The sequence below is a fragment of the Chryseobacterium polytrichastri genome, from assembly GCF_900142445.1.
In the GTDB taxonomy this organism is placed as follows: Bacteria; Bacteroidota; Bacteroidia; order Flavobacteriales; family Weeksellaceae; genus Chryseobacterium; species Chryseobacterium polytrichastri.
Window position 1 is genome coordinate 1 of record NZ_FRAV01000017.1, and the last position, 21,628, is coordinate 21,628.

Here is a 21,628-nt window from a genome sequence, read left to right on the forward strand (position 1 = left end):
CTTGTATATCTTTTTTTAGGATAAATAAGGAGATTTTCTCTTCGCAGATAATCAAACAATGCATCTCTGCCTATTTTTATCTTTTCAAGCGTAAACTTATTTTTAAGCAAATAATACAGTTTTCTTGTTCCTATTCTGGGCTGCTCCAGACGGAATTCTTCAATGAATTGTTTTACTTTCAGTAATTCTTTTTCTCGAACACAAAGTCTTTGGCGCTGTTGATAAATGGCTTGTCTGCTTATCCCAAACAATCTGCAGATTCTTGATAAACTCAATTTTTCTTCTTGGAGTTCTCTGACTGTTTGGGGGTAAACTTTTTTCGGATCTGTGTGCCATATTGCTTGTCAGAGATATCGATCATCATATTGAGAACTCTGGTTTTCAGTTTTTCATCAGCCAATTCCTTCTCTAATCTTTTGATTTTTTCGGCGGGTGTTTCTTTCGATTGTGACATAGTATGAATAATGGGTTTACTCCAATCTAAATTACCATATTTTCTGAGCCAAACCAAAACGGTACTTCTGCCTTGAATACCATAATGTTTCTGTGCCTGTTTGTATGTAAATTCGCCCTTTTCTATGCGACTGACGATACCTAATTTAAAAGACATTGTATAATCTCGTTGTGTACGCTTTTCTCTATTCCTATCTCGTTTTTCCATAATAAGTATATTTTCTGTAAACCTATTTTAGGACGCGACAAATAAAATAAAAAAAGCACTTCAATTTGAAGTGCTTTTTTATGTATCAATTTATTTTTAGAACTCTATGTCTACGTTTAGTTTCTCTGCCAAAAGTTTTGAAACTTTCTCTTTAAGAGGCTCAATATCGATATTCTGCATGGCATCATTAGCAAATGCATATAAAAGTAAAGCCTGCGCTTCTTTTTTAGAAATACCTCTTGCTCTTAGGTAAAATAATGCATCCTCATTCAATTGTCCAACCGTACAGCCGTGAGAACATTTCACATCGTCTGCAAAAATCTCTAACTGAGGTTTGGTGTCAATAGTAGCACCTTCGCTTAATAAAACGTTGTTATTTTGTTGATAAGCATTCGTTTTTTGAGCAATTTTATCAACGAAAACTTTTCCGTTAAATACACCGTGTGCATTATCTTTAAAAATACCTTTATAATTCTGGTAACTTTCACAGTTGGGCGTCTTATGATGAACTGCCGTGTGGTGGTCTACCAATTGGTCTTTCCCAATGATAGTGATTCCGTTCATGAATGAATTAATGTTTGATCCATTATGAATAAAATCCAGGTTATTTCTAACCAATTTACCTCCAAAAGTAAATGTGTTTACCGTTGTTAAACTGTCTTTTTCCTGTTTTGCGAAAGTGCTGTCTACAAGATAAGACGTATGATTGTCGTTTTGAAGTTTGTGCCAATCTGCTTTTGCATTTGGGTATGTGAAAATCTCCGTTACCGAATTTGTTAATACAAATGTATCATCAAAATTGTGGTGACTTTCAATAATTTCCACTTTTGCTCCATCCTCTACGATCAACAAGTTTCTTGTATTGTAGAATGTGTTTTCTTCTTGATTTTGAGAAATATAGAAGACATGGATTGGTTTTTCAATCACTACATTTTTCGGAACTTTCAGAAAGAAACCATATTTGCAATATGCAAGGTTTAAATCTGTAAAAGCCGAATTACCGTCAGCAATTGTATTAAAGTATTTATCAAAAACTTCTTTGTGATTCTCGTCATTCAAAGCGTAATTGAATGATAGGAACTCTACATTTTCGATAGAAACTTTAGATAATTCTTTATGAAGTTTACCGTTTACAAAAACAATCCAGTCAAAATTTTCTTCGCCTAAATGCAATTGGTCGAATTGCTCTTTAGTGATATTGTGACTTTCTTTCGGGAAAAAATTGTAGTTTTTTTCCGTGATTTCTTTGATGTTGGTATATTTATATTCTTCGTCTTTCTTGGTAGGAAAACCAATGCTTTCAAACTTTTGAATAGCAGATTTTCTATCTTCATCCAGAAATCTGTGACGAAGACTTTCCAAAAATTCACCGTGGTTGTCAATAATTTGATCGTATAAAGCCATTACTGCGATTTCGGCCATCACACCTTTTTTATATATTTGAATATTGTACTAATACTGCGGTTTTTCCGCTTTGTTTTTTAGTTAAAATTGATAAAATCTTAGCTAAAAACTATTTTCTTCTTAGTTAAGAAGCCAATCGTAACCTTTCTCTTCAAGCTCTAAAGCAAGAGATTTATCTCCTGTTTTAATGATCTTACCGTTCGCTAAAACGTGTACAAAGTCAGGTTGAATATAGTTAAGCAATCTTTGATAGTGAGTAATCAAAAGAACTGCATTACCTTCGTTTTTGAATGTATTTACTCCATCTGCAACAATTCTTAACGCATCAATATCTAATCCTGAATCTGTCTCATCAAGAATAGCCAATTTTGGGTTAAGCATCATCATTTGGAAAATCTCATTTCTTTTCTTTTCACCTCCTGAAAAACCTTCATTCAATGATCTTGAAAGGAAATCTTTTTTAATTCCCAATTGCTCAGATTTCTCACGAATCATTGCTAACATCTCTTTTGCAGACATGTCTTCCAATCCGTTTGCTTTTCTGGTTTCGTTTAAAGCAGCTTTGATAAAGTTGGTTACAGAAACCCCAGGAATTTCCACAGGATATTGGAAAGAAAGGAAAATACCTTTGTGCGCTCTGTCTTCCGGAGCATCTTCAATGATATCTTCACCTTGAAAAAGAATTTCTCCGTCTGTAACTTCGTAATCTTCTTTTCCTGCAATTACAGAAGAAAGAGTAGATTTTCCGGCTCCGTTTGGTCCCATGATCGCATGAACTTCACCTGGTTTTATTTCGAGATTGATACCTTTTAAAATTTCTGCGCCATCTGCAATTTTGGCGTGCAAGTTTTTTATATTTAACATATGTTCAAGTTTATCGCAAGGCTAGACTAAGATTTTTTAATCTCCTTTGCTTTTTTAAGATAAACAAAGGCGCTAACGCTTATCAATGAAATACTATTTCTTATTTATTTGTTTTTAAACATTAAGAATTTATCAAATAAAAGCTTAATGTTTATATCTATCCTACAGAACCTTCTAAAGAAATTTCCAATAATTTTTGCGCTTCAATAGCAAATTCCATTGGTAATTTATTTAAAACTTCTTTACTGAAACCATTGACGATCAAAGCAATTGCTCTTTCCGTATCAATACCTCTTTGGTTACAGTAGAAAATCTGATCTTCACCAATTTTTGAAGTTGTAGCCTCGTGTTCTAACTGAGCTGTAGGATCTTTAATTTCTATGTAAGGGAAAGTATGTGCACCACATTCGTTACCCATTAGCAAAGAGTCACATTGAGAGAAGTTTCTTGCTCCTTTTGCAGAAGGCATTACTTTCACCAATCCTCTGTATGAGTTTTGTGATTTTCCTGCAGAGATTCCTTTAGAAATAATCGTTGATCTGGTGTTTTTACCAATGTGAATCATCTTTGTTCCTGTATCTGCATATTGGTGGTTGTTGGTAACTGCAATAGAGTAGAATTCTCCAATTGAGTTATCACCTTTCAAGATACAAGACGGATATTTCCAAGTAACAGCAGAACCTGTTTCAACCTGAGTCCAAGAGATTTTTGCATTTCTTTCGCAAAGTCCTCTTTTCGTTACAAAATTGAAAACACCTCCTTTTCCTTCTTCATTTCCTGGATACCAGTTTTGAACAGTTGAATATTTAATTTCAGCACCATCCATTGCAATAAGTTCTACAACAGCAGCGTGAAGCTGGTTTTCGTCTCTTGATGGAGCTGTACAGCCTTCAAGATAAGATACGTAACTTCCTTCATCAGCAATAACAATCGTTCTTTCAAACTGACCTGTTCCTGCCTGATTGATACGGAAATACGTAGACAATTCCATTGGACATCTTACCCCTTTTGGAATATAGCAGAAACTTCCGTCAGAAAATACTGCGGAATTCAATGCTGCATAAAAGTTGTCTCCTCTAGGAACTACTTTACCAAGATATTTCTTAACAAGATCCGGGTGATTTTTAATAGCTTCAGAAATAGAACAGAAAATAATTCCTTTTTCCATTAACGTGTCCTGAAAGGTCGTTTTTACAGAAACTGAATCTATTACAATATCTACAGCAACTCCTGAAAGTCTTTTTTGTTCCTCAATATTGATTCCTAATTTTGCAAAAGTTGCCAATAATTCCGGATCTACTTCATCTAAGCTAGCTAGTTCTGGCTTAGATTTAGGGGCTGCATAATATTTAATCGCCTGAAAATCTGGTTTTGTATATTTAATGTTAGCCCAATCTGGCTCAGTCATTTTCAACCAAATTCTATAAGACTCCAAACGCCATTCTGTCATCCATTCCGGCTCTTCTTTTTTAGCAGAGATAGCACGAACGATGTCTTCATTTAAACCAATTGGGAAATCTTCATAATCGATTTTTGTTTCCCAACCGAATTCATATTTTTTATTTTCTAAATCGACTCTTAAGTCGTCTTCAGTATATTTACTCATTTTAATAGATTTTAGAGGTTAAATTTCAGATGTTAAAACTTGCGATGTGCAAACTTTTAGGCTCTGGTTTCTAACTTCTAATTATAAAGAAAAACTCTCTCCACAACCACACGTTCTGGATGCATTAGGATTGTTGAAAACAAACCCCTTTCCGTTTAATCCTCCTGAATACTCAAGAATTGTTCCTGCCAGATAAAGGATAGATTTTTTTTCAACAACAATTTTCACATCATTGTCTTCAAAAATCTGATCTGTGTCTGCTTTTTGATTGTCAAACCCCAAAACATACTCTAAACCAGAACATCCTCCACTTTTTACCCCTACTCTTATATAATCTTCAGCAGGGTTGAAGCCATCTTCCGTCATAAGTTGGATAGCTTTTGCCTTTGCTTGGTCTGATACTTTTATCATTGTATTTATTTAGAATGATTTAATGATGCAAAAATACGAACTAATTTCCGCAATCTCAAATTGAAGCTATCTATTTTAATGATTCCGATCTTATTATGTTCATTATTGATATGATTGTTAATGTTAAAATTGTATAAATTTTCGATCACGAATCTGGAGATCTTGTTTTTGATTTAACTTTGAATAGGATTTTTTATCTATAAAATAAATAATAATGAAAAATAAACTTCTTGTTTTTTTAGTGTCGCTTTTGGTAACAATGTCTTATGGACAGACTACAAGATACATTTATGAAACTTCAGTGAATCCGGATTCAATTAATCTGGTAAGTCTGAAGAACGAGAAAACTTTTTTAGATATTAAAGGAAATCGTTCTTTATTTATCAGTGAAAACAAACTAATAAAAGATTCTTTATTCTCTGCATTTAAAATTGAAGAAAAGAAAGATGTTAAAAAAGAAGAAAAAGATTTTTCGAAACTCGGTATAAAAAAACATGTTGAGCCTACTTTTTTTGAATATTACATTACTAAAGATATTCCGGGACAAAAAGTTTATTATTATGATAGAGTAGCCGGAAAACAAATTTATTACCAGGAAGACCGACCTATAAAATGGGAGATAACCAATGTTACAGAGAAGCAGAACGGGTATCCGTCCCAAAAAGCGGTTGCTAATTTTGGAGGAAGAGTTTGGACAGCGTGGTTCACAAAAGATATTCCTATTTCTGATGGACCTTATAAACTTTCCGGATTACCCGGACTGATTGTGAAGTTAGAAGATGATAAAGGTGATTATAAATTTGATCTTATTAAGAAGATAACAGTGAAGAGTGCGTTTGAAGAACCCATTAGTTCTGATGCCAAACAAAGTACAAGGATGAACTTTAACGGAGATAAAGCAGCATTGGAGTTGGAATTTGCAAAAAACAGAAGGTTAGGCAGCAATGGAGAGGGCATGCAGAATTTTAGCGGCGGAGGTGGAAAACATGGCGGCGGTATGGGCGGAATGAGAGGCGGTAACCACGCAGGTGGTGGCGGAGGAATGTCTCACAGAGGAGGAATGGATGGGGATAATAGTCCATCAATGCCAAGTGGCAACATAGAAAATACTTCTTTTAAAAGCAGTATCAATCAAAACCCAATTGAATTAAAATAAAAAGTACAATGAAAAAAATAGGCATTATTGCTTTAGCGTTGTTTATTCAGAACATCTATGCACAAGCTAATAGATTTGTGTATCAAGTGACTATGAAACCGGACGCAGCAAATAAAAATGACATAAAGACTGAGAATGCATACTTGGATATTTCGGGAGAAAAATCACTTTTCTATTCTGAAAACAGATTGAAAAGAGATTCTATTATGCAGAAAAACTTCCAAAGCGGTGGTGGAAGAGGTTTTAACAGAGATCAAATGGAAGGATTACGATCCAATATTAATTATTCTATTGAAAAAGATAAGACCAACCAAAAGACGTTCTTTAAAGATAGGATAGGGCGAGATATCTATTCTTACGAAGAAGATCGTCCTTTAAGTTGGAAAATTTTATCGGAGACGATGAAAATAGGAGATTATAAAGTTCAAAAAGCAGAAACTGATTTTGCAGGAAGAAAATGGACGGCATGGTTTACAACAGATCTTCCTTACCAAGATGGACCGTATAAATTTACAGGACTTCCAGGCTTGATTGTAAAAGTGGAAGATGCTCAAGGAGATTATTCTTTTGATTTAATGAAAAACTATAAAATTGCCGATTTCCCAACGATGAATCAGTTTGGAAATACCATTAAAGTAAAAAGGTCAGATTACTTAAAGCAGCAGGAAAAATATAGAAGTGATCCTATGTCATTCATGAGCCAACAAGGAGGTGGCTTTGCTCAGACCAGAATGGTTGATAGCGGAATTGCCTCGCCAAGATCAGGCGGTGGAGGAGGTCGTGGAGGAAATCAAAATCCTGCCGACATGAAGAAGAGAATGGAAGACAGAATAAAAGAGGAAGCTAAAAGTAATAGCAATCCGATAGAATTAAAATAAAAACAAAACCCTGAAGAGCTTCTTCAGGGTTTCTATTTTTATAAAGATAAATTTATTTTAAAAGTTGGTTGAAAGTATCACCTTGTTTGATATCTCCGGTATTATATCCTTTCATAAACCATTCTTTACGCTGTGCAGATGAACCGTGGGTAAAGCTTTCCTGATTAACATATCCCTGAGATCTTTTCTGAATATTATCATCTCCAACAGCTTGTGCAGCTTCAATGGCAGATTCAATATCACCAGGTTCTAAAATATGTTCTCTGGAATCTGTTTTTTTTGCCCAAACTCCGGCATAGAAATCAGCCTGTAATTCAGTTGCGACAGAAACTCTGTTCATTTCCGCTTCAGAATATCTTCCACTTCTTCTAAGATTGTCCACTTTTTGGGTAGTTCCTAAAAGCGTTTGTACGTGATGTCCTACTTCATGAGCCAATACATAGGCAATGGTAAATTCAGTTACTTTTGCACCAAATTTATCCTGTAGTTCATTAAAAAAGCTCATATCCATGTAAACTTTCTGGTCAGCCGGACAATAAAAAGGGCCCATTGCAGATTGTGCTGTTCCGCATCCTGACTGAGTAGTTTGTGAAAAAAGAACAATCTTAGGAGGAGTATAGGTCATGCCATTTTCTTTAAAAATCTGGTCCCATGTTAGGATGTTCCATTTTCCCATCATGTCAACCATTTCTCCAATTTTTTTATCGTTGGCAGATAATTCTCTCTGTTCGGTCTGGGGCTGTGGGGAAGACATACTGCCAGAACTTAATATGCTGGAAGGATCGCCTCCCAGAAAGAAGATGATAGCGGCAATAATTAAAGTTCCGAGTCCGCCACCTACAATGGCTCCACCGCTGGTGCCACCGCTTCCGCGACGGTCTTCAACGTTTCCACCTCTATCGTCTGTCCATTTCATAGTTTGTAATTTTATGTATAAAGTTAAAAATATAAAATTAATAGTAGCATTAAAAAATTATCTGCTGAATGATCAGTTAAAATATACCTTTTAATTAACGATTCAAGTTGTTATTTTTTATCCAATAAGAAGTAGACTGATAGGCAGAAATTGTTTCATCAACCAGTTTTTGATTGTGCTCTTTTAGAACATTTTCATCATAATAAATATTGAATTGAGGAGATAACTGACTTGGTTTTTGTTTTAAAGAATATTGTCTTATCATTCTCACAGGAGATATAACCGTTAAATGATTGTCTTTTACAAACCCAAGATCCTGATAAGTTGCTATATATGCTTTAGGTTGAAATTCTTTTTTGAAAACATCCTGGCCTAAAAATTTAGATTGATAATTAAAGTTCAACAACCCAAAAACAGTAGGCATCACATCTATTTGAGACATCACCTGATCAAATTTTTGAGGTTGAATAAATCCGTCAGAATATACCAAAGCAGGAATTTTATATTTATCCATTGGCAATTCTGTATCTCCTGCACTAGAAGCACAATGGTCGGCAATAATCACGAAGACTGTATTTTTATACCAATCTTGTTTTTTAGCCATATCAAAAAACAGTTTAAGAGAGTAATCTGTATATTTTACGCCTCCTTCACGGGATTTTGCATTTCCGGGAATATCCACTCTTCCATCAGGATATGTGAAAGGTCTGTGGTTCGAAACGGTCATCCAATGGTTGAAAAATGGCTTTCCAGATTTTGCTTCGGCATTCATTACCTGAATTGCTTTTCTCGCCATATCTTCATCGGCAACACCCCAAACATTTGCGAAAGATATTTCTTCCGGCTTGAAGTTATTTCTATCAACAATTCCGTATCCGTTTCCGGCAAAGAAATCCTGCATATTATCGAAATAGCTGTATCCACCATATAAAAATTTCACATCATAGCCTTTAGATTTGAAAACACTTCCGGTGGTGAATTTATTCTTATTGTTTTGTCTTTTAATAATGCTTTCTCCTGCTGTTGGAGGGATACAAAGCGTCAACGCTTCCAATCCTCGTACTGTTCTGTTTCCGGTAGCATAAAGATTGGTAAACATGATAGAATGATTGGCAAGACTGTCCAAGAAAGGAGTCAGTTTTTGGGTATTTCCATAATGTTCCATAAACTCTGCCGATAAACTTTCAATCGAAATCAGCACGACATTTTTCTTTAATTCAGGTTGATCTGATATAATATTTCGGGTAAGCTTAGGTTCAGAAAACTGACTTAAAAAATTACTTTCAGCAACCTTTTGATCTATTTTGGGATAGAACTGGAAATAATCAAGTTCGTTATGCGTAAATGCCCAATAGAATTTAGGCAATCCATTGGCTTCAATTTCTTCTGCAAAAACATTCGGAGAGGTAATTTTCGTTGTAAAACTTAATCCTAATAAACTTACTCCTGCCAATACAATGAAAGATCCCAATAGAATAAACTTCTGTTTCAAGTTGGGAAGGTCTAAAAGTTCGTTTTTAGTTCTTTTAAAAATAATCCAGGTAATCGTAAGTGATACCGCAGATATAGCCAAGAATAGAGGAATAACAGGATAACTTTCCATGATATTTCCAATCACTTCATTGGTATAAATAAGGTAATCTACAGCAATGAAATTATAGCGCAAACCAAATTCATTATAAAAGAAATATTCACTTACTGCATTGAAAATAATAATGGTTGTATAAAGAAATACAACAATAAAGTAAAGTGTATTTCTGATTTTAATCCTTTGAGCAGGGAAGAATAGCATCGCTGCAAAAAAAAGTGTCTTTAATCCTATAAAAGCGAGGGCCACCTCTGCAATAGAACCTCCATATTGTTTAAAAATGTTGTTTGGAATAACCAATATATAGAGGAAAAACAGAACGAATATTCCTAATATGATTTGTCCGTAAGGTTTTTTGTATTTCGTATTTGATAAAAATAAAAAATAGAGCGCCAGGAAAATACTGGCTAAAACAAAAACAAAAATATCGTTAATAATCCCAATGGATAAAACTTTTAGTACTTCAAAAAAGCCAAAGCTCGCCGTAGTTATTGGGTGAAATAAAAATACGATTCTTACTATTAAAGAAATAATAAGATAAAAAGCTCCTAAATATAGAAAGGGTTTTATTTTTTGTAAGAACATTAGGTATGAATTAAGTTTTCACAAAGATAGTTTTTGTTCAGAATCAATTTATAAAAAAAGTAAAAACATCTTGTGGAATAGAACTTTTATAAGTTAATATTCACATGAAAAGTTAGATTTTACCTATAAACGTATAAAATAAAAAAAGGACTATAAGCAATAGTCCTTTTGTATGTATTGATAATGAATCTCAAATTAAGAGTGCCCGAAACCAATATTTCCGGTTTTTTCAGATAGTTTTTTTTTGAAATCTACCATTCTTAATGCTGTAACCGCTGCTTCCACTCCTTTATTCCCAAGATCACCACCACTTCTCGCGATAGATTGGTCTTTGGTATCATCTGTTAATACACAGAAAATTGTTGGAGTATCTGTTAAGATATTACAGTCTTTAATTCCCTGAGCTACTGCTGAGCAAACGAAATCAAAATGAGGAGTCTCTCCACGGATTACGCAACCTATGGCAATTACCGCGTCGTATTTCCTTTCTTTGCAAAGCTGCATGCTTGCATAGCTAAGCTCAAATGCTCCCGGAACTGGGAAGAGCTTTATGTTTTCAGCTTTTACGCCTTCTTTTTCAAGGATTTCCAAAGCTGCATCACGAAGATTGTATGTTACAAAATCATTCCACTCAGAAAAAACAATGCCGATAGAAAAATCTTCGGCATTAGTTATATTAAGTGGCTTGTAATCGGATAGATTAACTGTTGCCATTTTTTAGTAATATTTAGTCATTTCAATATAAGAATCAGACATTCCGTTGTCATAGTCCTGATATTTTTCGTCAATTGCAGAAAAATATTTTTTAGCTTCTGCGTTTTTCTTTAATCCTAAAGCTAAGATACCTGCTTTTCTTGTGAAAAAGTAAGAAGTATAAGGATCAGAAGATGCAGAAGATGCTTTGTCTAATAATGATAGAGCTTCATCATTTTTGTTAAGACCTGATTTTGCATCTGCCATTGCACCAAACTTCATTGCTACCAATGTTTTGTTGTCAGATGAAAATTGATCTAAAAGATCATAAGCTTCTTGGAACTTTCCTTCTTTGAATTTTAATAAACCAGCGTTATATCCTGCAAGTTTACCAACGTTAGTAGAAGAATAGTCGTTATAAGTACCTACAAAACCTGGGTTTGCAGCAGATTTACCTCCTAAAGCTTCTTTATCTTTACCTTCCATAAGATTTTTCTGAGCAGAAAGGAAAGTTTTCATAGCTTCTGCATTTTGAGGAGCTACAATAAATTGCTTATAAGCGAAAAACCCTAGAACACCTAAAATAAGTGCGCCAAAAACAATACCTAGAGGCTTTGAATATTTTTCAAGAAATCTTTCAGTGTTTAAAGCCTCTCTATCAAGGTCTTTAAAAAACTCTACTGTTTCTTTACCTTCTTGCTCGTTTTGAGCATTCTTTGCAAGTTTTGCCATAAATTCTTAAAAATTGAATTGCAAATTTAATTGTTTCTGAATGATTTACAAAATACTTTAAGGGTATTATTAATAAAACTATAGTAAAGCTTTAGATAAATCATTTAAACACCCAAAATTTGCCGGTGTTTACATTGAAAAAGATGCAGTATGATTGCAAAGCATCTTTTATTTATAATTTTTAATATTCTAAAATATGATAGATATCGGAGTTGAATTTTTTTAATTTTTCATCACCATTTAATCCCGTAAGACCAATAAGGAAACTGAACTGACTAACGATTGCACCTTGCTTTTCTACTAATTTTGCCGCAGCTTCTGTAGTTCCGCCTGTTGCCAATAGATCGTCATGAATTAAAACTCTTTGTCCTTTTTTTATCTGTCCTTCGCGGGTTTCAATCACTGCACTTCCATATTCCAGGTCATATTTTTCTGAAATAATGGGTGGAGGAAGTTTTCCTGCTTTTCTGATCAAAATAAACGGAACTTCTAATGCCACTGCAATCGCAATTCCGAATAAATAGCCTCGGCTTTCAATTCCGCAGACTGCATCTACTTTTCCTTTACTGAAAGCTACCAGATCTTTAATAACATCTTCGTAAAGTTTTGGGTCTAAGAAGATAGGAGAGATATCTTTAAACTGAATCCCGGGAATCGGAAAATCAGCAATATTCTCTATGGTATCTTCTAGTTTTTTGATGAGTTCTTTTGAAGCCATTTATGGGTTTATTTTATAGCTGGAAATTTTCCAGTCTCCGTTTACATTTTTAAGTCCGAAAGTTACTTTTAAAGAAGTTGTTTTTCCACTTTTATCAGTAACATCATATGTTGCGTTTACGCTTGCATTATTCGGGTTTGCCGCGTTGGATGTAATGTTCTTAACACTTACATTTTTTACTGATCCAAATCCTGAAGTTGGGTTAGAGAAAGACTCATAGCTTCCCCAGTTTGGATTATTTGATGCTTCAAATGCCGCTTTAAGGTTTTGTGAACTTACGTTATTTAAAAACTTAGTTACGGTATTTTTAGGATCTGCAACGGGCTGTTTTGGAGTTACAGGAGCTGTAGTTGCTGCTGCAGGATCTGTTGGAGCCGTTGGAACTGTTGCTGATGGATTATTAGGATCAATAACCGCAGGATCTGTAGTTACCGCAGTAGAATCCACTTTTGGTGGCGCAGGAACTTTTAATGCGGATGGATTTACGTCTAATCCAATTTTAGACATTTTAAATGTTTTTGCAGTTGTTTTCACAGAAACGGTGATGTCAATTTTATTATCAACTACTTTTGAAGCAAGAAGTGATGAGAATTTCAAGTTAAATCCTTTGAAATTATTATCCTGCATCAGGTTTTTGGCTGTAGAAAGTTTTACTCCATTACTGAATACCTCTAAGGTAGCTTCTAAACCGGCACCTGTAAATGAAACAGGATTTCCTGCATTATCTACCAACCTTGGAATGATCTGAATAGCCGTTGAACCATTTCCGTCATCTGCTGAAGGTCTTGTGATGATGCTTAATGAATTTGCCTTAACATCATTAGGATCACTTTCTTTTGCTTTATCATCTCCGAAGATATTCATTTCTCCTAATGAAGGTGGGGCAGTACTTGCCCATTCGATACCGTTTTTCTGTGCAACCTGATCTGCCAATGCTAAAATTTCAGGAACTTTTTTCCCGTTAATAAGCTGGCCAAGAGCTTTCAATTCATTTACATCGCCTTCAGCTTCTACTCCAAATGTTTTAAGAATATAAAGAGCCTCATTAAATTTTATCTGTTTAATGGTTGGAAGACTAGAAGTCATATCATTGATACTAGACTGTAAAGTTCTTGTACTGGTAGCATCTACATGATCTTTTTTACATGCTGTAAAAAGCAATAGACTGAAAACTAGTAGAAAAGAAAACTTTTTCATTTTTGATTGTTTGCTACAAATTTAATAAAACCTTTAGGAATAGGCATTTTTTATTTTTTATTTTGTTGTTCTTTTAAATCATCTTTAAAGAATGAGCTGAAAACGCTCTGCATATTCGGAAAAGATGGGCTTTCCCAGAATTTTGTTTGATAATTACTGTATTTTGTACTGAATTTCACTTTTTCAATATCATTCTCATTGCTGAAGTTTAATTCTGTAGGGTAAAAATTGGTATAAAGAATTAATTGATTGTATTGAGGTTCGCTTTTATGTTTAAGCTTTAAAAAATTGATTTCATTAAATTCTAATAAATCACGCAATGTCTTTTGGCTTCCTTTTTCATAAGAAAGATTTAAAATACTTTTGATATCAAAGAATCGATATCCGAACAAGGCGAATTCTTTTTTCTGTAACGCTTCCCCTGTAATTTCAAGTTGATCTTTCTGCTCACCTTTCAATTCTTTGATGGTAGATCTTTTACTTTTATATTCTAGAATATTTCCTATTTCTTTCATATCCGGAACTTCTAAGTTTGAATCATAATCCCAATTTGCCGTTTGCCTTTTTTCAAACTTTGCATCTTCAAGTTTGTAGACTCTGAATTGTTCAACATTGGTACTTTTAAGTTTCTTGGTTTTATTATCAAAAATGTAAGTGACAATTCCATCGGTATAACAATTCAGTTTGTTGTTGACGGTTACGTAAGAATTAAAATTTCCTTTCACAAAAATATATTTTGCAGGCTTATTATTTTTAATAACTACGGCTTCAATATCTTTTACTCTGTCATTGATCTTTATGACATCTTGAGAAAAATCTGAATAGGAGAGTGTGGCCACCGAAAAATTATCATATATAATTTGAAATTTTTCCTGAGCTGGGTCTATTGTCTTTTTATCAATCTTTCCATCAATATCAGAATAAGCAAGGATGCTTCCGTCTTTTCCAAAAACAGAAACTTTGGGAAGTGGCTTATTAGTTTTTCCTGAAATGAAAGTGATGGATTGAGCATTGATACATTGAAATGCAAAAACGAATAGTATGTAAAACAGATAACTTTTTTTCATAATGATTTTTTAGAGTTGTATAATCAGTCTAAAGTCTAAACAATTTTGAAATAGCTGCCTGAAATGGTGAATTCATTCCATAAAAAAAGACTGATTAATTAATAATCAGTCTTTTAAAGTTTTATTTTGTTACAAGTCCTTAGAAAGGATACTCATAAATTTCAGATTCATGTAAGAATGGGTTACCTGTAGGAATCAATTTAAGCTTAGCTAATGCAGACATTACCGTAAAAATAAACAATCCAACTACGAATAAAACAGCTCCTAAGATCAATAAGAATACTTCTGGAGTGTTCCAGTAAGGTCCTACCGTTCCCGGCATTACCATGTTGAAGTAATCTAACAAGTGACCTAAAATAACAACGATAGCCATTACTGTAACTACTTTGTAGTTTCTCTTAATGCTGCTACTTACTAATACCAATAGTGGTAATAAGAAGTTGATGATCAACATTGGTAAGAAAGTAACACCATAGTGTTGGAATCTTCCAAAGAAGTAGTTAACCTCTTCCGGTACGTTTGCATACCAATAAAGCATAAACTGTGCGAACCATGTGTACGTCCAAAGCATACTTGTAGCGAAAAGGAATACTCCTAAATCATGCAAGTGATTGTCATTGAACTGTGGTAAGAAACCATTTTTCTTAAGATAAACACTTAATAAAATGATAACAGCAATACCACTTGACAGGCAGCTAACCATTGAATACCAGATGTACATTGTAGAATACCAGTGAGGGTCAATAGACATCAACCAGTCCCAAGCCCAAGCTGCAGAAGCAAACCCGAAGAATGCGATATATCCTACTGCCCATCTGTAAAGGAATTGATACTCTACTAAAGATTTTGTTTCATCTACTTTTTTAGACTGTGCTTTCAATTTCCATGCGAAGAATGATGCTCCGATAACGTAGATCAATGTTCTGATTGCATAGAAAGGAATATTTAAGAATCTTTTCTTTTCGTATAAGATCACATCAAAATGTGCAGAGTCTGGATCTGTTAAATCTGGATCCATCCAGTGGAATAGGTGACCTTGGTGTAAAATATTCAATATCATGATTATTACCAAGATTGCACCACCGTAAGGGATGTAAGAAGCAATAGCTTCCATTACTCTTGTGATAATAATTGGCCATCCTGCGTGTGCAGCATGCTGAATACAATAGAAAAATAATACCGCGCAGCTCACTCCAAAGAAAAATACAGCTACAAAGTGTATTGATGCTAAAGGCTGATTGTGAATCTGTAATTCCGCATGTTCCAAGTGAGAAGCGTGATCCTGAGGACCGATCATTTCACTTGAATGTGTAGGAGCAGTATGACCAGAAGCATGAACAGCTTCCATCATTTGTTCTATTCTTTCTGTGCTAATTCCTTTATTCAAGAAAAAACCAATACCAAATAGAACTAAACCTACAACAAGAAGTATTATAGAAGTTGATTTTAATTTTGGTGAAAAACTATACATTTCTTTTCTTATTTTTTAGTTGCGGTAGTAGTTTCTGTTGTAGCTGCAGCTGGTGTAGCTGTAGCCGCTGCGGGTGCCGCTGCTCCTTTTTTGAAGGCGCTCATCACATACATTGCAACTCTCCATCTGTCTCCAGCGTTTAGTTGTCCTGCATAAGAACCCATTGCATTTCTACCGTTTGTTAATACATAATGAACAGATCCTACAGTAATTTCTCTATCAGCATAGTTTGGTACACCAGAGAAAGCACCGCTTTGTACAATTGGTCCTTGTCCATCACCTCCTGTTCCGTGACATGCAGCACAAGTATGATCAAAAAGTATTTTTCCTCTTTCAATATCCTTAGCAGCATTTGCCGGATTTAAAGGAGAAGCATTTAGCTTTTTAGATGCATCATATCCTGCGTTATATTGATCTGCGTTTTTTGGAAGTAAACCTTCTTCAAAAACACCGTCACTATTTTGAGCCACTGATCCTTCTACAGGAGCAAGACCTGTTGCAAAACTATTTTTAACAAACGCTGGAATTTCATTCTCATGATCTGAATACGCATCTTGAGCTTTCATCAATGGATCATAAGCTACAGGAAAGTACATATCCGGGAAATAAACCAACGGTGCGTTTTCTTTCGGTCCGCAAGAATTAAGTAAAACTGTAGTTAAACCTAAAATTGCTGTAATTTTTAATACATTCTTTTTCATTTTAAGCGTCTTTAACAGTTATTTCTTCAACTCCAGTCTCAATAAGCAACTGCTTTACAGATTCTACATCTTCAGTTACAAATTCCATAAGGAATTTATCATCTGTAGTTCTAGGATCCGGGTTTTGTGCAGGAGCTCCAGGATACATTTTGTTTCTTACTAAGAAAGTTAATGACATCATGTGAGCAGCACAGAAAACCATAAGCTCAAACATTGGTACTACGAATGCAGGCATGTTGTGTGCCCAGTCAAAAGCAGGTTTACCACCAATATTTTGAGGCCAGTCATGGTTCATTACGTACCAAGTAACTGTTGCACCAATAGAAAGTCCGTAAAGAGCGTAGATAAATGCAGCATCAGAAATTCTTGTTTTCTTCAACCCTAAAGCTTTATCTAGTCCGTGAACCGGGAATGGAGTATAAACTTCGTTTATCGCAATTCCTTTATCGTTGAATGCCTTAACGCCGTTCATTAGATCGTCGTCATCAGCATAAAGTCCGTATACAATTTTAGTGGTGCTCATCTCCTTCTTTTGCTTTATAAGTTTCACCTGAGATTTTCAAAATCGATTTTAATTCTGCCTGTGCAATTACAGGGAATGTTCTTGCGTATAATAAGAATAATACAGAGAAGAATCCGATTGTTCCTAAGTATACACCTACATCAATAATCGTTGGCTTAAACATTGTCCAAGATCCAGGTAAGTAGTCTCTAGAAAGGTTGATAACAATAATATCAAAACGTTCGAACCACATACCGATGTTAATGATTAATGCAATAATAAATGTTGCAATAATATTTGTTCTTACTCTCTTGAACCAGAATAATGCAGGGATAATTAAGTTACAAGTAATCAATGCCCAGAAAGCCCACCAGTAAGGACCAGTTGCTGCACCTGGAGAAAGATAAGTAAAGTCTTCAAATCTTGATCCTGAATACCATCCGATAAAATATTCTGTTCCGTAAGCTACAGTTACCATACCACCTGTTAATATGATTACGATGTTCATAATTTCGATATGATACATTGTAATATAGTCTTCTAGGTGACAAACTTTTCTAGCAATCAACAATAGTGTTTGTACCATTGCAAATCCTGAGAAGATTGCTCCAGCAACGAAGTAAGGAGGATAGATCGTAGAGTGCCATCCTTTAATAACCGAAGTTGCGAAGTCAAAAGATACAGTAGTGTGTACTGAGAATACAAGTGGAGTTGCTAAACCTGCAAGAACCAAAGATAGTTCTTCGAATCTCTGCCAGTGTTTTGCTTTACCACCCCAACCGAATGCTAGGAATGTATAAATTTTCTTTGTCCAAGGAGTTTTTGCTCTATCTCTGATCATCGCAAAGTCAGGGATTAATCCCATGAACCAGAATACGGTTGATACTGAGAAATACGTAGAGATCGCAAATACGTCCCAAAGTAGAGGAGAGTTGAAGTTCCCCCAAAGAGAACCAAACTGGTTAGGTAAAGGGAAAACCCAGTATCCTACCCAAACTCTACCCATGTGGATAACAGGGAAGATTGCCGCCTGAACAACCGCGAAGATAGTCATCGCCTCAGCTGAACGGTTTACAGACATTCTCCAACGCTGTCTAAATAATAATAATACTGCGGAGATAAGTGTTCCGGCGTGACCGATACCTACCCACCATACGAAGTTGGTAATATCCCAACCCCAGTTAATAGTTCTGTTAAGCCCCCATGCTCCAATACCTGTTCCGATAGTATAAGCGATACAGCCGAATCCGTAGATGAAAAGAACTAAGGCTGCATATAGTGATACCCACCATAATTTTCCTGCTCTTTCTTCGATAGGTCGTGCGATATCTTCCGTAATATCGTGATAAGTTTTGTGACCAATAATTAGAGGTTCCCTTATCGGAGCTTCGTAATGTCCTGACATTTTTTACCTATTTATTATTTAAACTTTATTTTTCTACTCTGTTTCTTACTTTAGTGTGATAGAACACGTTTGGCTTGGTTCCGATCTCTTCTAGTAAATAATATCTTCTGTTACTAGAATATAGTTTTCTAATTTCAGATTCTTTGTCATTCATGTCTCCAAACTTCATAGATCCTGTAGAACAAGCTGATGCACACGCAACAGAGTCCTGGAATTCATGGTCTGTAACTTTTCTTCCTTCTTTCTTAGCTGTAAGAATAGTTGCCTGAGTCTTTTGGATACACATTGAACATTTCTCCATAACCCCTCTTGTTCTTACAACAACATCCGGGTTAAGAACCATTCTTCCTAAATCGTTATTTTGATTAAAGTCGAATTTATCATTCAAGTTATATGTAAACCAGTTGAAACGTCTTACTTTGTACGGACAGTTGTTTGCACAATATCTAGTACCAATACATCTGTTGTAAGCCATGTGGTTTTGACCTTGCTTACTGTGAGAAGTAGCCGCTACCGGACATACAGTTTCACATGGAGCGTGGTTACAGTGCTGACACATTACCGGCTGGAAAATCACATCAGGACTTTCGTTTGGCTCGATTAAGATGTTGTATAAGTTAGGAACGTTAAGTCCTCTGTCAATACCTTCTTTAGTTTCGATCTTTTCTTTAGCAGAGTAGTAACGGTCAATTCTTAACCAATACATATCTCTAGACATTCTGATCTCTTCTTTACCTACAACAGGAACGTTGTTTTCTGCCTGACAAGCAATAATACATGCTCCACAACCAGTACAAGAGTTCAAGTCAACAGACAAGTTGAAGTGAGGACCATCTGTATCATCGAATGCATCCCAAAGGTCAATTTTACCTGCTGGAAGTGCACCGCTAATAGTGTGGTACTCCAAAGGCTTGTTCCATCCTTTGTGTTCGTCATCAAATGCTACGTTAATATATTCAGCTAAAGGAACTTCTTTAGCGATCTCATAACGTCCCATTAGTGTATTTTGAAGCTGGATACCAGCAAACTCATGATCTTCACCTGTTTTTTCAATCTTAGCATTTGAAATAGCCAAGTTAGAACCATCAAATAAAGGATAAGCGTTTACACCTGTATCAGCAGTAGCTCCTGAGTTTTTCTTACCATATCCAAGCGCAAGACCAACTGATCCGTCTGCTTGTCCTGGCTGAATGAATACAGGAACGTCTTTTATTGTTACTCCGTTTACAGTAAGGTTTACGATTGAACCATCCAACTGCATTCTAGCATTAAGATCGTTTTCAATACCTAATCTTTCTGCATCTTTAGGAGAAATTGTCAAGTAGTTATCCCAAGACATTCTAGTGATTGGATCTGGTAATTCCTGCAACCAAGGGTTGTTTGCCTGAGTACCATCTCCCATTGCAGTCGTAGTATATAATACTAATTCTAGATCGGAAGCTTTGAAGTTTCCTAATTCTGCAACAGCTTGAGCACCATTTCCACCTGCATAAGACAACATTGTTGCATTATTAGAAGGAACGATACCGTTATATAAAGCTTTATTGAAAGAAGTTGCTCCTAAGATTGAAGCAGAACTTGCTTTTAAATAATCGTAATAGTTATTAGCAGCATTGTTTTTTCCATTTTTCCAAACCAATAGAGATTCTTCAATCTGTCTTGATTTATAGATCTTTTGGATCGTAGGCTGCATTAATGTATAAACTCCAGTCTGAGGCTCCATATCACCCCAAGATTCTAGCCAGTTAGCTACAGGAATTACAGCTTTCGCTGCTTTGTACATTTCATTTTTCTTATCTGCAACAGCAACTACACAAGCAACTTTAGATAAAGATTTTTTGAAATCTTCTCCTTTTGGATGAGAGTAGATAGGATCTACGTTGTTTGTAATTAATACTCCAACTTGTCCTGCATTTACCCATCCTAAGAATTCGTTATATTTTGCTTGGTCAAATTCTCTTAAGAAGTTCGCTTTACCAGTGAAAGCTACTGATCCTAATTTTTGGTTGATTAAGTGTGCAAGAACCTGAGCTCCTTTAGAACCGTCAGCCAATACAACAGCTTTGTTGCCTTTAGCTTGTAATTCTTTAACGATCTCAACAGCAATCTTATCAGAAGCAGCGCCTCCTCCTACGATTGCATTGTAAACTTCAACTAACGTTTTGTTTACAGCACTTGGCTTTAATCTATATCTTGAGTCAGCATTAGCACCAGTTAAAGACATGTTTGATTCCACTTGGATGTGTCTCAACATGCTTGCTCCCGGTTTTCTTGCCTCAGCAAAAGAAGTTTCCAAACTTCCAGCGTTGTAATCTCCTAAGAAATCTGCCTGGAAAGAAACTACTAATTCAGAACCTTTAAGATCGTAAACAGGTAATGCTCTTTGTCCGAATACTTCCTGAGCAGCATCTAATCCTGCAGAGTAAGGGAAAGCATCAAAAGTTACCAATTCAGCTGTAGGATATTTTGCTTTAAAATCAGCGAATAACTTTTTGAAAGTAGGTGAAGCAAAAGACTGAGATAAAAGAACGATTTTCTTTCCTGCTGCTTTAGCCTCTTCTAATCCTTTAAGAACGAAATCATCTACTTTATCGAAAGTTTCGTCTTTACCATCTAGCTTAGGTTGCTTTACTTTATCATTATCATAAAGAGAAAGTACAGCTGCCTGAGCTCTAGCGTTAGTTTTACCTAAATCACCAGCAGCCGGGTTAGGATCAATCTTGATAGGTCTACCTTCACGAGTCTTTACTAAAACACTAGCGAAATCGAATCCATCAAAATATGTTGAAGCGTAGTAATTTGGAACCCCAGGAATAATATCATGAGGTTTTACCACGTAAGGAATCGTTTTAATTACCGGAGCTTCACAAGCAGCAAGCGTTACCGCCGCTGTAGAGAATCCTAGTAACTTTAAGAAATCTCTTCTTGAAGTACTTGATCCGTTTTGTTCAGCATCTCCAAGGAAATCTTCTACCGGAATTTCTTCCTGAAACTCTTTCTGAGCCAGCTTATTATTTAAAGCTGGGTCTTTAAGTTCATGAATACTTCTAAATTGTATTTTGTTTGAAGCCAT

The 21,628-nt window shown here is 35.3% G+C and carries 19 protein-coding genes and 1 pseudogene; 2 read left to right on the forward strand and 18 right to left on the reverse strand.

Going from position 1 to position 21,628, the window contains the following annotated elements:
• The 6 genes and pseudogenes from BUB80_RS11635 to BUB80_RS11660 form a co-directional block, all read right to left on the reverse strand.
• Window positions 1-275, reverse strand: a pseudogene (locus BUB80_RS11635) (IS3 family transposase); the annotation flags it as partial.
• The gene (locus BUB80_RS11640) at window positions 272-661 is read right to left on the reverse strand and encodes a helix-turn-helix domain-containing protein (RefSeq protein WP_073293099.1); all 390 of its coding nucleotides are present in this window, start codon (window positions 659-661) and stop codon (window positions 272-274) included. The pseudogene BUB80_RS11635 and the gene BUB80_RS11640, both read right to left, overlap by 4 nt.
• 96 nt (window positions 662-757) lie before the next feature.
• Window positions 758-2,065, reverse strand: coding sequence for a Fe-S cluster assembly protein SufD (gene sufD / locus BUB80_RS11645; RefSeq protein ID WP_073293180.1), 1,308 nt, complete (start codon window positions 2,063-2,065; stop codon window positions 758-760).
• 120 nt (window positions 2,066-2,185) lie between these two features.
• Complete coding sequence (sufC, locus tag BUB80_RS11650; protein WP_073293100.1) at window positions 2,186-2,929, reverse strand: Fe-S cluster assembly ATPase SufC; 744 nt, start codon at window positions 2,927-2,929, stop codon at window positions 2,186-2,188.
• A gap of 157 nt (window positions 2,930-3,086) precedes the next feature.
• Window positions 3,087-4,535 (reverse strand): Fe-S cluster assembly protein SufB, encoded by a 1,449-nt coding sequence (gene sufB, locus BUB80_RS11655; protein WP_073293101.1) that lies wholly within the window; start codon window positions 4,533-4,535, stop codon window positions 3,087-3,089.
• Window positions 4,536-4,616: 81 nt separating this feature from the next.
• Complete coding sequence (locus BUB80_RS11660; protein WP_054512334.1) at window positions 4,617-4,946, reverse strand: HesB/IscA family protein; 330 nt, start codon at window positions 4,944-4,946, stop codon at window positions 4,617-4,619.
• 214 nt (window positions 4,947-5,160) lie between these two features.
• Here BUB80_RS11660 and BUB80_RS11665 point away from each other — a divergent pair, with 214 nt between their 5' ends.
• Both BUB80_RS11665 and BUB80_RS11670 read left to right on the forward strand, forming a co-directional pair.
• Window positions 5,161-6,102, forward strand: coding sequence for a GLPGLI family protein (locus BUB80_RS11665; RefSeq protein ID WP_073293102.1), 942 nt, complete (start codon window positions 5,161-5,163; stop codon window positions 6,100-6,102).
• Window positions 6,103-6,110: 8 nt separating this feature from the next.
• Window positions 6,111-6,980 carry a GLPGLI family protein gene (locus BUB80_RS11670; RefSeq protein WP_073293103.1) on the forward strand — a complete coding sequence of 290 codons (870 nt, stop codon included), beginning with the start codon at window positions 6,111-6,113 and terminating at the stop codon, window positions 6,978-6,980.
• A 52-nt stretch (window positions 6,981-7,032) separates the two neighbouring features.
• On the opposite strand, the gene ypfJ is transcribed toward BUB80_RS11670, so the two are convergent.
• The 12 genes from ypfJ to BUB80_RS11730 form a co-directional block, all read right to left on the reverse strand.
• A complete protein-coding gene (gene ypfJ / locus BUB80_RS11675) occupies window positions 7,033-7,896 on the reverse strand; it encodes a KPN_02809 family neutral zinc metallopeptidase (protein ID WP_073293104.1) in 864 nt (287 codons plus the stop codon).
• Window positions 7,897-7,990: 94 nt separating this feature from the next.
• Window positions 7,991-10,069 carry an LTA synthase family protein gene (locus BUB80_RS11680; protein ID WP_073293105.1) on the reverse strand — a complete coding sequence of 693 codons (2,079 nt, stop codon included), beginning with the start codon at window positions 10,067-10,069 and terminating at the stop codon, window positions 7,991-7,993.
• A 195-nt stretch (window positions 10,070-10,264) separates the two neighbouring features.
• Window positions 10,265-10,783: a 6,7-dimethyl-8-ribityllumazine synthase gene (gene ribH, locus BUB80_RS11685; RefSeq protein WP_073293106.1), complete on the reverse strand. Its 519-nt coding sequence runs from the start codon at window positions 10,781-10,783 to the stop codon at window positions 10,265-10,267.
• A 3-nt stretch (window positions 10,784-10,786) separates the two neighbouring features.
• On the reverse strand, window positions 10,787-11,494 hold the full coding sequence (locus tag BUB80_RS11690; protein ID WP_073293107.1) for a YfgM family protein: 708 nt from the start codon (window positions 11,492-11,494) through the stop codon (window positions 10,787-10,789).
• A 181-nt stretch (window positions 11,495-11,675) separates the two neighbouring features.
• Window positions 11,676-12,212, reverse strand: coding sequence for an adenine phosphoribosyltransferase (locus tag BUB80_RS11695; protein ID WP_073293108.1), 537 nt, complete (start codon window positions 12,210-12,212; stop codon window positions 11,676-11,678).
• Window positions 12,213-13,409 carry an NTF2-like N-terminal transpeptidase gene (locus tag BUB80_RS11700; protein WP_073293109.1) on the reverse strand — a complete coding sequence of 399 codons (1,197 nt, stop codon included), beginning with the start codon at window positions 13,407-13,409 and terminating at the stop codon, window positions 12,213-12,215.
• A 50-nt stretch (window positions 13,410-13,459) separates the two neighbouring features.
• Window positions 13,460-14,476, reverse strand: coding sequence for a hypothetical protein (locus tag BUB80_RS11705; protein WP_073293110.1), 1,017 nt, complete (start codon window positions 14,474-14,476; stop codon window positions 13,460-13,462).
• Window positions 14,477-14,615: 139 nt separating this feature from the next.
• Entirely contained in the window at window positions 14,616-15,947 is a 1,332-nt protein-coding gene (locus BUB80_RS11710; RefSeq protein ID WP_073293111.1) for a quinol:cytochrome C oxidoreductase, read from the reverse strand.
• Window positions 15,948-15,955: 8 nt separating this feature from the next.
• Window positions 15,956-16,648 (reverse strand): c-type cytochrome, encoded by a 693-nt coding sequence (locus BUB80_RS11715; RefSeq protein WP_073293112.1) that lies wholly within the window; start codon window positions 16,646-16,648, stop codon window positions 15,956-15,958.
• Between the two features lies 1 nt (window position 16,649).
• Window positions 16,650-17,171 carry a DUF3341 domain-containing protein gene (locus tag BUB80_RS11720; RefSeq protein ID WP_054512321.1) on the reverse strand — a complete coding sequence of 174 codons (522 nt, stop codon included), beginning with the start codon at window positions 17,169-17,171 and terminating at the stop codon, window positions 16,650-16,652.
• The gene (gene nrfD, locus BUB80_RS11725; protein WP_054512320.1) at window positions 17,158-18,555 is read right to left on the reverse strand and encodes an NrfD/PsrC family molybdoenzyme membrane anchor subunit; all 1,398 of its coding nucleotides are present in this window, start codon (window positions 18,553-18,555) and stop codon (window positions 17,158-17,160) included. Before nrfD ends, BUB80_RS11720 begins: the two co-directional genes overlap by 14 nt.
• 25 nt (window positions 18,556-18,580) lie before the next feature.
• Entirely contained in the window at window positions 18,581-21,628 is a 3,048-nt protein-coding gene (locus BUB80_RS11730; protein WP_073293113.1) for a TAT-variant-translocated molybdopterin oxidoreductase, read from the reverse strand.